Source organism: Pseudomonas sp. 910_23 (assembly GCF_052850795.1).
On the sequence record NZ_VXCZ01000015.1, the window covers coordinates 161,405 to 174,979 of the forward strand.

Consider the following 13,575-nt stretch of genomic DNA (forward strand, 5'->3'; position numbering starts at 1 on the left):
GATGCCTGCTAACTTGAAGTTAAGGCCCAGGATGCGCAGGTTGTTGTCGCCTGCGGTGACCCAAGCGGAATGGATCGGGATCATTGCCTGGGTCGGTATCTGGCTGATTCATCCAGCCATGCAGTTCGACCTGTCCATGTTGGGTGTCACCATTGGCCTGTTGCTGGTATGCCGGTTTCACTCCAAAACCGCCAACTTTCTACTGTGGCGGATGCTGGGAGTGGCCTATATCGTGATGTTGTCCGTGGGGTTTGCCTATGTCATTGGCCTTAATCAGGAGTTGCGTATCTACGGCTTGCCCCTGGCCGTCACCCTGGTGGTCGGCAGCGCTATCTTGTTTATCAGTGTTCAGGATTATCTGGTCGGCGCCCTGTTGGTCTGGTTCATATTATGGTCGCCGATGCAGGCCGATATATATGCAGGAACACAGGCTTATCTGCTGATATTTTGCGCATCTTCGGTCTCCATCGGTTTTATCCTGAGTTATTCGTATTTGAAGAACCTGCGTTCGGTGTTGTTGGTGGAAAGCGAGTTTCGCGCCTTGGCCGAAACCGATTATTTGACCTCGATCCTTAACCGTCGCGCTTTTATGCAAAGCTTCGAACAGCTGCTCGACAGCGGCCAGGCTGGCTACTTCATCATGTTGGATATCGACAGCTTCAAGGCAAAAAATGATCTGTACGGTCACGATGTCGGTGACAAGATCCTGCGGGCCATGGCCGTGTGCCTGAAAAACGCCAAAGGCAGCCACAGCTTTGGAAGAATCGGCGGGGAAGAGTTCGGCGTGTTGTTGCAGGACGATGACCCGGTCTTCGCCCGTGAGTTCGTGCTGGGTTTGTTGCAGGCCATACGCTCAAGTGTTGCCGCGCCTCACAACTACACCTGCAGTGCGGGCATGGCACGCTTCGCGCCAGGTGACGAGTTATCGGCGGTGCTCAAGATGGCGGACAAAAATCTTTACGGCGCCAAACGCAATGGCAAGGACTGCGTGCACCTTAATGGCGTGTTGCTGCAGCCTGTTGCGTCCTGAGCGGCAAAACGCCCGCTAGGATTGCGCAAGAACACTCGCCAGCAACCCGGGAAAGCGGCTCTCAAGCTCTTCACGGCGCAACGAATTCATATGGGTGGTGCCCACATTGCGCGTGTGTACCAGGCCTGCATCACGTAACACTCTGAAGTGGTGGGACATGCTGGACTTGGGCCGCCCGCCGTCCAGTTCACCGCAGGTGGCTTCGGCCACGCCGGCCAGGCAGCGCACGATGTCCAGGCGCACGGGGTCGCTGAGGGCGTACAGCACGCGCTCAAGCGTCAATTCTTGCAGGGTAGGGTGTTTGAAGGCTCGCATGGGGCGGATCATAACAGGGGGGTAGCGTTCAATACCATAGTTCGATTACCATCGAACTATCGAATCACACACGCTTCTCTCGGAGTATCTGATGTCCGCATTGTTCGAACCGTTCAAACTCAAAGACGTTACCTTGCGCAATCGCATTGCCATCCCGCCGATGTGCCAATACATGGCCGACGACGGCATGGTCAACGACTGGCACCATGTGCACTTGGCCGGCATGGCCCGGGGCGGTGCCGGCCTGCTGGTGGTCGAGGCCACAGCAGTCGCACCGGAGGGGCGTATCACCCCAGGCTGCGCCGGTATCTGGAGCGATGCCCATGCCCAGGCGTTCGTGCCGATGGTCAAGGCCATCAAGGCCGCAGGTTCGGTACCGGGCATCCAGATCGCCCACGCGGGCCGCAAAGCCAGCGCCAACCGCCCATGGGAGGGCGATGACCACATCCCGGCTTCCGATGCCCGCAGCTGGGAAACCATCGCGCCGTCGGCCATTGCATTCGGCGCCAATTTGCCCAACGTGCCGCGTGCCATGACCCTGGAAGACATCGCCCGCGTCCAGCAAGACTTCGTCGATGCCGCCCGTCGCGCCCGCGATGCCGGTTTTGAATGGATCGAACTGCACTTCGCCCACGGTTACCTGGGCCAAAGCTTTTTCTCCGAGCACTCCAACCAGCGCACCGATGCCTACGGTGGCAGCTTCGATAACCGCAGCCGTTTTCTCCTGGAAACCCTGGCCGCCGTACGCGAAGTCTGGCCGGAAAACCTGCCACTGACCGCACGCTTTGGCGTGATCGAATATGACGGCCGCGACGAGCAGACGCTTACCGAATCCATCGAGTTGGCGCGCCGCTTCAAGGCCGGTGGCCTGGATCTGTTGAGCGTCAGTGTCGGTTTCACGATTCCTGACACCAACATCCCGTGGGGTCCGGCGTTCATGGGGCCAATTGCTGAACGTGTACGTCGTGAAGCCGGTATCCCGGTGACATCGGCGTGGGGCTTTGGTACTCCGCAACTGGCCGAAGGCGCGCTGCAGGCCGGTCATCTGGACCTGGTTTCGGTAGGGCGTGCGCATTTGGCCGATCCGCACTGGGCGTACTTTGCCGCCAAGGAGTTGGGCGTGGACAAGTCCTCCTGGACCTTGCCGGCGCCTTACGCACATTGGTTGGAACGCTACCGTTGAGGCCAGCCAGCCGGTGATATGAGCCACTCGATTGAGTGGCTTTTTTTCGCCCGTGGTTTTTGCAGTACCCGCTCGATACAACGCCGATACTTGAAAAATAACAAATGAGAATTGATATCAAACGAGAATATGCTGAGATATGATGCGCGGCGAATTATTGGCAGGTTTGCCGCCCCATCTGGCTCATTCACTAGGTTTACATCCATGCGTCGTACCCTGATTTCAATCTGTGTGCTCCAGGCGTTTTCCCCTTTGACCTGGGCAGAGGATGCCCCTGCTGAAAAAGCCAGTATCGAGCTGCAAGCCACCAATGTGACCGCTACTGCAGACTTCGAATCGGCGCAGGGCCCGGTGCAGGGCTACCATGCCACCCGTTCAGCCAGTGCGACGCGCACCGACACCTCGATTCATGAAACCCCGCAGTCCATCAGCGTTGTCTCCAAAGACGTGGTCGAGGATATCGGCGCAACCCGCCTGCAAGATGCTCTCGACTACGTCGGCGGCGTCGGCCGCGCCAACAACTTTGGCGGCCAGGGCCTGACCACCTTCACCGTGCGTGGCTTCACCACCGGTGAGTTCTACCGCAATGGGTTCCCGATCAACCGGGGCTACCCGAACATGCCGGATGCCAACACCATCGAACGCCTTGAGGTGTTGCGCGGCCCCGCAACCATGCTCTACGGCCGTGGCGACCCCGGTGGTACGTTCAACGTGGTGTCCAAGCAACCCTTGGCCGAACGCACCGTCACCCTGGGCAGCCAGGTGAATGACCAGGGCATGAAGCGCGGCACCCTGGATGCCTCCGGGCCCCTGGACGAAGAGGGCCGTCTGGCGTATCGCCTCAACGTGGTGGGCGAGGGTGGCGATACCTTCCGCGATCATGTCGAGACCGAGCGCTATGGCGTGACGCCAGTGATCACCTGGCAGGCCACCGATGACACCAAGGTGACCTTCGAAGGCGACTTCATGCGCAACAACCACCCGCTGGACCGTGGCCTGACGCGTTTCCCCAACCAGCGCGGCACGCCATCGCGCGATACGTTCTGGGGCGACAAGGAGGCCGGCAAGCTGCACAACGACAACAACATGGCCCAGTTGCGTTTCGAGCACACGCTCAACGACAACTGGACCCTGGGCGGCGGTTTCCAATGGTTGGACGGCAGCTTGAAAGGTAACGCCATTGAAGCTAACGGGCCGGGCAGCCTGGGTGCCGATGGCCGTACCCTGCAACGCAACTTCAACTACCGCAAGCTGGAATGGACCGACAAGGATTACCAGCTCAACCTGACGGGCCACTTCTCCACGGGCGGGTTCGAGCACACCTTGCTCACCGGTATCGAGTACGAGGATTACGACTACAAGTCGATCATCCAGCGTTCCAGTGCGGCCCTGGGCACTTACCCGATCGACATCTTCAATCCGGTGTACGGCCAAACGCGCCCGGCGCTGACTCGCACGCCCACCCACGATAAAGAAAACCTCAAGACCTACGCTGCCTTCGTGCAGGACCAGGTGGCACTGACCGAGCGTCTGAAAGTCTTGGCAGGTGCGCGTTTCGAGCGTTTTGAACATGACTACCAAAGTTATGTGGCGGGAGTAAAACCGTGGACCGCCGCCGACAACGCCGTCACGCCGCGTGTGGGCGTGATCTACGACCTCACCGACACCGTTGCGATCTATGCCGACGCCGCCCGTTCGTTCAAGCCCAACACCGGCGCCAGCCGCGAAGGCGGTGGTTTCGCGCCGGAGAAAGGCAAGTCCTACGAGATGGGCATCAAGTGGGAGGCGCTTGATCGTCAACTGAGCGTCGACGCAGCGGTCTACCAGATCGAAAAGAAAAACGTGCTGGCCACCGATCCTTTGGACAATACCCTGAGTGTCGCGACCGGCCAGGTACGCAGCCGCGGATTTGACCTCAACGTGGCAGGCAACCTCACCCCCGAGTGGCGTGTGATCGGCGGCTACGCCTACGTGGACGCCGAAGTCACCCGCGACACCACCCTGCGCGCCGGCACCCGCTTGATGAACATCCCGCGCAACAGCTTCAGCCTGCTCAACGTCTACGAGTTCCAGGACGGCGCACTCAAAGGGCTGGGCCTGGGGGCCGGTGGCAAGTACGTCGACCAGCGCGCCGGCCAGACCGCCAATACGGCCTTCTCGATGGACGCCTACACCGTGGTCGACCTGCTGGGTTACTACAAGGTCAACGAGCAGGTGCGTCTGAACCTGGACGTGAAAAACCTGTTCAACCGTGAGTATGAGGAAGGCGCGTTCGGCAATATCTACGCTTACCCAGGCGCACCGCGCACCGTGCAGGTCGGAATCTCCTACACCCTATAAGGCTATACACAGTACTCAATGTGGGAGGGGGCTTGCTCCCGATAGCGGTGAGTCAGTCTCAATGTTTTTGACTGATACACCACTATCGGGAGCAAGCCCCCTCCCACATTTGCAGCTGCGTTACTGTCAGGTTTGACAGTAGACAGTGAAGGGCGATGGAGGGATGTTTGCCGTTAACGTGTCAGCGTAGTGGTCGGCGCTTATTATTTTTCCAAGCCACGCTTAATAGGGATATTAAAAATGGAACAGGAACTCATAAATGAAGTTGAAGAACTGATTAAAAAAACCAACGATGCGGAGCGTCTGTTCACCCGGTACGCCACCAAGTGCTACACGTCAGCCTTGCAAAAATACGCCAAGGAAATCAGCGAGACCTCATACACGTATCTGTTGGCCGAGCTTGCCGAAAGTTCGTTGAGCTCCGAAATCCTCGGCCGGCCAGGTGCCAATATCAGCCTGGTCAGGATCGAGATAGAGGAGGTTATGCTCGAAGCCGACGTGATCAAGAAATTGAAACGGGCCGAAACCCACTATCTGGAAACGTTGGAATCGGTGCGTAAGTTCGAAGACCTTAAACGCTTCGAAAAAATGCAGGACACCTCCGATATTGTCCGCTCAATCAAACTGGGCGTGTCACGTTTCAATATCCTGTTTGTCATCCTGCTGATCGGCGGCTTGACGTGGGCGGCGATCAATCTGCCCAAAGAAGCCCTGGCGCTGATTTCCGCCGCTATCGGCGGGGCTATCACCCACTTGTTGTCCGAGCGCCAGGCGGTGCTGGCGCTGAAAAAAGAGGGCGATAACACCTGCCCCAGAGCCAACAATAACAATCAGGAGTGAGTGCGACGGGGTGGGGTTACAACGGCGTCAACACATTCATCACCGTATCCAGCGCCACCCGCGTGTCATCCAGTTGTACCAGCGAGGCATGCCTTGCGCCCAGCGCATCGCGGTTCTGGATCGCGGTGAGGATTGCCTTGTGCCGGGGCAGGCTCAGGCCCTGGATATCCGGGCGGCGGTTGGTGATATTGATCGACTCGCGCAGCGGCAGCGAGAGCATGTTGCACATATAGGCGAGCAGGTCGTTACGGGTGGCGTCGGCAATCGCGCGGTGGAAGTCCAGGTCGGCCTGCAACAGGTCCTCGTGGGTCTTGGCGGTTTCCATGCCCTGGTAGGCTTGTTCGATGATGGCGATGTCTTCATCGGTGGCGGTGGTTGCGGCCATGGCGGCGATTTCCGGCTCCAGGATGCGACGCACCCCGGCCAGCGTATTGAAGAACTCACTGTGGGGCGTGGACTGCATCAACCAGGACAGCACATCCGGGTCGAGCAGGTGCCATTTCAAGCGTGGCCGTACCACCGCACCCACCCGTGGCTTGGAATACACCAGGCCCTTGGCGCTGAGCACCCGCGTCGCCTCGCGCAACACCGAACGGCTGACCTGGTATTCCTCGCACAGCGTGGCTTCCATGGGCAACCGTTCTTCGGGCTTGAAGCGACCGGAAACGATGTGCATACCCAGATCCTGAACGATCTGGGCATGCTGGCTCTTGCGCGGCTTGGGCGGCTGGTGATCCATAACGACGGGCAGGCTCTGGCTTGAATTCGCCGCATCATAGCATCCCAATTAGTGGGAATGCCGTGGGACTTCCGCTCCGCGACAGCCCACCAGGAAGTCAAAGTCGCAGCCCTGGTCGGCTTGCAGCACATGGTCGATGTACAGTTGGCGATAGCCACCGACGATCAGCTTTTGCGGTGGCGCCAGATCAGCCATGCGCGCCGCCAGCTCGGCGTCGGGGATGTCCAGGTGCAGGCGGCCATTGGCGCAGTCGAGTTCAATCCAGTCACCTTCCTTCACGGCCGCCAACGGCCCGCCGGCAGCGGCTTCCGGTGCCACGTGCAAGACCACCGTGCCGTAGGCGGTGCCGCTCATGCGCGCATCGGAAATGCGCACCATGTCGGTAACGCCCTGGGCCAGCAGCTTGGCCGGCAGTCCCATGTTGCCGACCTCGGCCATGCCTGGGTAACCCTTGGGGCCGCAGTTCTTCATGACCAGGATCGAGTTGGCGTCCACGTCCAGCTCCGGATCGTTGATGCGCGCCTTGTACATGTCGAAGTTTTCGAACACCACCGCACGGCCACGGTGCTGCATCAGTTCGGCGCTGGCGGCAGACGGCTTGAGCACCGCACCCAACGGCGCCAGATTGCCGCGTAGCACGCAGATGCCGCCGTCGGCGCGAATCGGGTTGTCGAGGGTGCGGATCACCTCGTCCTGACCGTAGATCGGCGAGTCCTTGGTGTTTTCGCCCAGGGACTTGCCGTTGACGGTCAAGGCGTTCGGGTGGGGGATCAGGTTGGCCTCTCCCAGGCGACGCAGCACGGCAGGCAGGCCGCCGGCGTAGTAGAACTCTTCCATCAGGAAGCGCCCCGAGGGTTGCAGGTCGACGATGGTCGGCATGCCACGGCCGATGCGGGTCCAGTCATCCAGGTCCAGCTCCACGCCGATGCGCCCGGCGATGGCTTTAAGGTGAATCACCGCGTTGGTCGAACCGCCGATGGCCGCGTTCACGCGAATCGCGTTTTCAAACGCTTCTTTGGTGAGGATCTTCGACAGCTTCAAGTCTTCGCGCACCATCTCGACCGCACGCATACCGGACATGTGCGCCAGCACATATCGCCGCGCATCCACCGCCGGGATCGCCGCGTTGTGGGGCAGGGACGTGCCCAGTGCCTCGGCCATGCACGCCATGGTCGAGGCGGTGCCCATGGTGTTGCAGGTGCCTGCCGAGCGCGACATGCCGCCTTCGGCCGCGAGGAAGTCATCCAGGGTGATGGTGCCGGCCTTGACCTGTTCGCTGAGCTGCCACACCACCGTGCCCGAGCCGATGTCCTGGCCCTTGTGTTTACCATTGAGCATCGGCCCGCCGGTGACCACGATAGCCGGCACGTCGCAACTGGCAGCGCCCATCAGCAGCGCCGGGGTGGTTTTGTCGCAGCCGGTCAGCAGCACCACACCGTCAATCGGGTTGCCGCGAATCGCTTCTTCCACATCCATGCTTGCCAGGTTGCGGGTCAGCATCGCGGTAGGGCGCAGGTTGGATTCGCCGTTGGAGAACACCGGGAACTCCACCGGGAAGCCACCGGCCTCGATCACGCCGCGCTTGACGTGCTCGGCGATCTGGCGGAAATGCGCGTTGCACGGGGTCAGCTCCGACCAGGTGTTACAGATGCCGATGATCGGCTTGCCATGGAACTGGTGGTCGGCAATGCCCTGGTTCTTCATCCAGCTGCGGTACATGAAGCCGTTCTTGTCGGCGGTACCAAACCACTGGGCGGAGCGTAGGCCGGGCTTTTTGTCAGGCATGATCGATTCTCTTATTGTATGACTATATGTTCTATGCGTGCTTAAAAATAAGCGCAAAATCGCTGCTTTGGAAGTGTTGTTTTGTAAATAGTCCTACTATATAGTCTTTCTCAACTGAGGTATGACCCTGGCGGATTTCGCGAGAGGCGTCCCCCGAGCTTCTATAAAAACAACAATCGGAGATCGACCCCATGAGCCAGGAATTGCGGCTTATTCGGCGCATCACGCTGAAACTGATTCCCTTCCTGATCCTGCTGTACCTGATCGCCTACGTGGACCGTTCCGCCGTAGGGTTCGCCAAGCTGCACATGGGCGCCGACGTCGGCATCGGTGACGCCGCCTATGGCCTCGGTGCCGGGCTGTTCTTCATTGGCTACTTCCTGTTCGAAATCCCCAGCAACCTGATGCTCGACCGCTTCGGCGCGCGGCGCTGGTTTGCGCGCATCATGATTACCTGGGGCGCCATCACCATCGGCATGGCCTTTGTGCAGGGGCCGCACAGTTTCTATGTGATGCGCTTTCTGCTGGGCGCGGCGGAAGCCGGGTTCTTCCCCGGCGTGCTGTACTACATCACCCAGTGGTTCCCGGTGCGCCATCGCGGCAAGATCCTCGGGCTGTTCATTCTCTCCCAACCCATTGCAATGATGATCACCGGGCCCGTGTCCGGTGGTTTGCTCGGCATGGACGGCATTCTTGGCCTGCACGGTTGGCAGTGGCTGTTTATCGTGATCGGCACCCCGGCGATCCTGCTGACCTGGCCGGTGCTGCGCTACCTGCCGGACGGTCCCAGGCAGGTCAGCTGGATGAGCGAGCAAGAGAAAACCTGGCTTACCGGCGAGCTGGAAAAAGACCTGCAAGCCTACGGCCAGACCCGTCACGGCAACCCGCTGCATGCGCTCAAAGACAAACGCGTGCTGTTGCTGGCGCTGTTCTACCTGCCGGTGACCCTGAGCATCTACGGTCTGGGCCTGTGGTTGCCGACCCTGATCAAGCAGTTCGGTGGCAGTGACCTCACCACCGGCTTCATCTCGGCCGTGCCGTATATCTTCGGCATCATCGGCCTGCTGATCATCCCGCGCAGTTCCGATCGATTGAACGATCGCTATGGCCATCTCGCCGTGCTCTATGTGCTCGGCGCCATTGGCCTGTTCTGCAGTGCCTGGCTGAGTGTGCCGGTGCTGCAGATGGCCGCGCTGTGCCTGGCGGCCTTCGCGATGTTTTCCTGCACGGCGGTGTTCTGGACTTTGCCGGGACGGTTTTTTGCCGGTGCCAGCGCGGCGGCCGGCATCGCCTTGATCAACTCGGTGGGCAACCTTGGCGGCTATATCGGCCCGTTCGTGATCGGGGCGCTCAAGGAGTACACCGGCAACCTCGCCTCGGGCCTGTATTTCCTATCCGGCGTGATGCTGTTCGGGTTGCTGCTGACCCTCGTGGTCTACCGCTTGCTGGAGCGCAAGCACGTACTGCCCGTCGATCAATTTGCCGCCAGCGCCCGTGGCGCCACACGTACTTAAATCCAGGAGAACCTGCATGCGTTTAGTTCAGTTCGAGTTGAGCAACGGTGAGCGCCGCGTCGGCGTGGTGGAAGGCAACACCCTGCGGGAAGTGCAGGGCGCATACAGCGTGCGCGAATTGGCCCTGGCCGCCATCGAAGCCGGGATCAAATTGCAGCAACAGGTACAGAGCCTGGGCCTGGGCGCCAGTCATGACTACGCGGCGCTGCTGGCCGAACTTAAAATCCTGCCACCGCTGGACCACCCGGACCCGGCCCATATGCTGATCAGCGGCACCGGCCTGACCCACCTGGGCAGTGCCTCGGCCCGCGACAAGATGCACCAGCAGGCCGGTGATGACAGCGCGATGACCGACACCATGCGCATCTTCAAATGGGGCGTGGAGGGCGGCAAACCCACTGCCGGCCAGGCCGGTGTGCAGCCGGAGTGGTTCTACAAGGGCGACGGCAGCATTGTCGTGCGTCCAGGCGCCGCCTTCCCGGTGCCGCCGTTTGCCGAAGACGCCGGCGAAGAGCCGGAAATCGGCGGCCTGTATGTGATCGGTCATGACCGCAAGCCTTATCGCCTGGGCTTCGCGGTGGGCAACGAGTTCTCCGACCATGTGATGGAACGCAAGAACTACCTGTACCTGGCCCATTCCAAACTGCGCAGTTGCAGCTATGGCCCGGAGTTGCGCGTGGGCGAGTTGCCCGCGCATCTGGCCGGTACCAGCCGCATCCTGCGTAACGGCGAGGTGATCTGGCAGAGCGAATTTCTCAGCGGCGAAGCCAACATGTGCCACAGCCTGGAAAATCTTGAATACCACCACTTCAAATACAGTCAGTTTCTCAAACCGGGCGATGTGCATATTCACTTCTTCGGCACCGCCACCCTGTCATTCGCCGACGGTATACGTACTCAACCGGGCGATGTGTTCCAGATCAGCCAGGCTGAGTTCGGCGCGCCATTGATCAACGGCATCGGCATGGTCGACGCGGTATTCGAACCCGGCCACGTCATCACCCTTTAAGGAGACCTACATGACCCAGTTCCTCGGCCACAACTACATCGGCGGCCAGCGCAGCGCCAACGGCAGCGTCAAGCTGCAGAGTATCGATGCCACCACCGGCGAAGCCTTGCCCCAGGATTTCTACCAGGCCACCCCGCAAGAGGTGGATGCCGCCGCCAAAGCCGCGGCGGCCGCTTACCCGGCCTACCGCGCCTTGAGCGCCGCACGGCGTGCGCGGTTTCTGGACGCGGTGGCCGATGAGCTGGACGCGCTGGGCGATGATTTCGTCGAGTTGGTCTGCCGCGAAACTGCGTTGCCTGCTGCCCGTATCAAAGGCGAGCGCGGGCGTACCAGTGGCCAGATGCGCTTGTTCGCCACCGTGCTGCGCCGTGGTGATTTCTACGGGGCGCGTATCGACAAAGCCCTGCCGGACCGCCAGCCGTTGCCGCGTCCGGACCTGCGCCAATACCGTATCGGCCTGGGCCCGGTGGCAGTGTTCGGTGCCAGCAACTTCCCCCTGGCGTTTTCTACCGCCGGTGGCGACACCGCCGCTGCGCTGGCCGCCGGTTGCCCGGTGGTGTTCAAGGCGCACAGCGGGCACATGGCGACCGCCGAGCGCGTGGCCGATGCGATCATCCGCGCCGCCGAGGCCAGCGAGATGCCGGCGGGCGTGTTCAACATGATCTTCGGCGGCGGTGTCGGTGAAGCGCTGGTCAAGCACCCGGCAATCCAGGCGGTGGGCTTTACCGGTTCGCTCAAGGGTGGTCGTGCCCTGTGCGATATGGCGGCCGCACGCCCGCAACCGATCCCGGTATTTGCCGAAATGTCGAGCATCAACCCGGTCATCGTGCTGCCCCAGGCCCTGCAAACGCGTGCCGAGAGCGTCGCCCGCGACCTGACTGCCTCGGTGGTACAAGGCTGCGGCCAGTTCTGCACCAACCCCGGACTGGTGATTGGCATCGCTTCGCCTGCGTTCACCGCGTTCACGCAACAGGTCGCGCAATTGATCGGTGAGCAACCGGCTCAAACCATGCTCAACACCGGCACCCTGGACAGCTACGGCAAGGGCCTGGAAAAACTCCTGTCTCACCCGGGCATCCAGCATCTGGCAGGCAGCGCGCAAGCGGGCAACCAGGCTCAACCGCAACTGTTCAAGGCGGATGTACGCTTGCTGATCGACGGCGACGAAGTGCTGCAGGAAGAAGTGTTCGGTCCCACCACGGTGTTTGTCGAGGTCGTCGACCAGGCTCAACTCAGCGCCGCCCTGCATGGGCTGCACGGCCAGTTGACCGCCACGATCATCGGCGAACCGGCTGACCTGCAACAGTTCGCCGAGTTGACGCCGCTGCTGGAGCAGAAGGTCGGGCGCATCCTGCTCAACGGTTACCCCACGGGGGTGGAAGTCTGCGATTCGATGGTGCACGGCGGGCCGTATCCGGCGACCTCCGACGCCCGCGGCACCTCGGTTGGCACCCTGGCCATCGACCGTTTCCTGCGGCCCGTGTGCTTCCAGAATTACCCTGATAGCCTGCTGCCCGACGCGTTGAAAAACGCCAACCCGTTGCGTATCCAGCGCTTGGTGGATGGCGCACCGTCTCGAGAATCGCTGTAAGTCATCAGGAGGCTTCATGTCGTTGAGCGCAGTCACCCCACACCGTGCCCGGTTGGGCGAAGGGCCGTTCTGGGATGTTCGATCCCAGGCGCTTTACTGGGTGGATATCGCCGCCAAACAGGCACTGCGCTGGATGGACGGGCAGTTGCAGGTGTGGCAGTTGCCCGAGCATGCCTCGGCGTTCATTCCGTGTGAAAGCGGCGATGCGCTGGTGACCTTGAGCAGCGGTGTGTATCGCCTCGACCTGGCTACCCAGGCGCTGACCCTGCTGTGCGTGGCCGACCCGCAACCGGGCAACCGTGGCAACGAAGCGCGCTGCGATGCCCAGGGCCGGCTGTGGCTGGGCACCATGCAGAACAATATCGGTGAGCAGGGCGAAGACCTGCCCATCACCCGGCGCTCCGGTGGCCTGTTCCGTGTCGATGCCGATGCGCGGGTCACGCCGTTGCTGACCGGGCTGGGCATTCCCAACACGTTGCTTTGGAACGAGGAGGGTAGCCAGGTGCATTTCGGCGACAGCATGGACGGCACGCTGTATCAGCATTCGATCCAGTCCGACGGCCAGCTCGAACCCGCCCAGGTATGGTTTGCACCCCATGAGCGCGGTGGGCCGGACGGCTCGGCCATGGACAGCGAGGGCTACATCTGGAACGCCCGTTGGGACGGCAGTTGCCTGCTGCGCCTGACGCCCGCAGGTGAGGTCGACCGCATCATCGAGCTGCCGGTCAGCCGTCCCACCAGTTGCGTGTTCGGTGGGCCCGACCTCACCACCTTGTATATCACCAGTGCCGCGAGTCCCTTGGATCACCCTTTGGACGGTGCGCTGTTGGCCATTGAAGTGGATGTCCCTGGCAAGCCTTGCCATCGTTTCGCCGGTTAAATCCAAGACTCAAAAACAACAACAAGAGGTGTCGTTCATGAAAAAGGTTCTACGCGTTCTGGCTGCCGCTGTTGCGTTAAGCAGCCTCAGCAGCATCGTATCCGCCGAAGAAGTGAAGATCGGCTTCCTGGTCAAGCAGGCCGAAGAGCCGTGGTTCCAGACTGAATGGGCCTTCGCCGAAAAAGCCGGCAAGGAGCATGGCTTCACCGTGATCAAGATCGCCGTGCCCGATGGCGAGAAAACCCTCTCGGCCATCGACAGCCTCGCCGCCAACGGTGCCAAGGGCTTTGTGATCTGCCCACCGGACGTGTCCCTGGGCCCGGCCATTGTCGCCAAGGCCAAGGTCAAC

General features: G+C 61.0%; 11 protein-coding genes and 1 pseudogene. 9 read left to right on the forward strand and 3 right to left on the reverse strand.

What is annotated here, in order from left to right; genetic code table 11:
- The first annotated feature begins 1 nt into the window (after nucleotide 1).
- On the forward strand, nucleotides 2-1,030 hold the full coding sequence (locus tag FW800_RS18730) for a GGDEF domain-containing protein (RefSeq protein WP_032876486.1): 1,029 nt from the start codon (nucleotides 2-4) through the stop codon (nucleotides 1,028-1,030).
- Nucleotides 1,031-1,045: 15 nt separating this feature from the next.
- On the opposite strand, the gene FW800_RS18735 is transcribed toward FW800_RS18730, so the two are convergent.
- Nucleotides 1,046-1,345, reverse strand: coding sequence for an ArsR/SmtB family transcription factor (locus FW800_RS18735; RefSeq protein ID WP_057704144.1), 300 nt, complete (start codon nucleotides 1,343-1,345; stop codon nucleotides 1,046-1,048).
- 91 nt (nucleotides 1,346-1,436) lie between these two features.
- Here FW800_RS18735 and FW800_RS18740 point away from each other — a divergent pair, with 91 nt between their 5' ends.
- From FW800_RS18740 to FW800_RS18750, 3 genes are all read left to right on the forward strand, one after another.
- Complete coding sequence (locus FW800_RS18740) at nucleotides 1,437-2,528, forward strand: NADH:flavin oxidoreductase/NADH oxidase (RefSeq protein ID WP_032876480.1); 1,092 nt, start codon at nucleotides 1,437-1,439, stop codon at nucleotides 2,526-2,528.
- Between the two features lie 204 nt (nucleotides 2,529-2,732).
- Nucleotides 2,733-4,868 (forward strand): TonB-dependent siderophore receptor, encoded by a 2,136-nt coding sequence (locus FW800_RS18745; protein WP_446438214.1) that lies wholly within the window; start codon nucleotides 2,733-2,735, stop codon nucleotides 4,866-4,868.
- 240 nt (nucleotides 4,869-5,108) lie between these two features.
- Nucleotides 5,109-5,708, forward strand: a complete 600-nt coding sequence (locus FW800_RS18750) for a hypothetical protein (RefSeq protein WP_078821049.1) — start codon at nucleotides 5,109-5,111, stop codon at nucleotides 5,706-5,708.
- A 16-nt stretch (nucleotides 5,709-5,724) separates the two neighbouring features.
- Here the strand turns inward: FW800_RS18750 and FW800_RS18755 are convergent, their stop codons facing one another.
- Together FW800_RS18755 and FW800_RS18760 are read right to left on the reverse strand one after the other, a co-directional pair.
- Nucleotides 5,725-6,447 (reverse strand): FadR/GntR family transcriptional regulator, encoded by a 723-nt coding sequence (locus FW800_RS18755; RefSeq protein WP_005787481.1) that lies wholly within the window; start codon nucleotides 6,445-6,447, stop codon nucleotides 5,725-5,727.
- 48 nt (nucleotides 6,448-6,495) lie between these two features.
- A complete protein-coding gene (locus FW800_RS18760) occupies nucleotides 6,496-8,232 on the reverse strand; it encodes an IlvD/Edd family dehydratase (RefSeq protein ID WP_005787482.1) in 1,737 nt (578 codons plus the stop codon).
- A gap of 191 nt (nucleotides 8,233-8,423) precedes the next feature.
- Between FW800_RS18760 and FW800_RS18765 the strand changes: the two genes are divergently transcribed.
- From FW800_RS18765 to FW800_RS18785, 5 genes and pseudogenes are all read left to right on the forward strand, one after another.
- On the forward strand, nucleotides 8,424-9,746 hold the full coding sequence (locus FW800_RS18765) for an MFS transporter (RefSeq protein WP_078821050.1): 1,323 nt from the start codon (nucleotides 8,424-8,426) through the stop codon (nucleotides 9,744-9,746).
- Nucleotides 9,747-9,762: 16 nt separating this feature from the next.
- On the forward strand, nucleotides 9,763-10,755 hold the full coding sequence (araD1, locus tag FW800_RS18770) for an AraD1 family protein (RefSeq protein WP_446438215.1): 993 nt from the start codon (nucleotides 9,763-9,765) through the stop codon (nucleotides 10,753-10,755).
- A gap of 10 nt (nucleotides 10,756-10,765) precedes the next feature.
- Nucleotides 10,766-12,346: an aldehyde dehydrogenase (NADP(+)) gene (locus FW800_RS18775; protein WP_228309732.1), complete on the forward strand. Its 1,581-nt coding sequence runs from the start codon at nucleotides 10,766-10,768 to the stop codon at nucleotides 12,344-12,346.
- A gap of 16 nt (nucleotides 12,347-12,362) precedes the next feature.
- Nucleotides 12,363-13,226, forward strand: coding sequence for an SMP-30/gluconolactonase/LRE family protein (locus tag FW800_RS18780; protein ID WP_446438216.1), 864 nt, complete (start codon nucleotides 12,363-12,365; stop codon nucleotides 13,224-13,226).
- A gap of 37 nt (nucleotides 13,227-13,263) precedes the next feature.
- Nucleotides 13,264-13,575: pseudogene (locus FW800_RS18785) on the forward strand (arabinose ABC transporter substrate-binding protein); the annotation flags it as partial.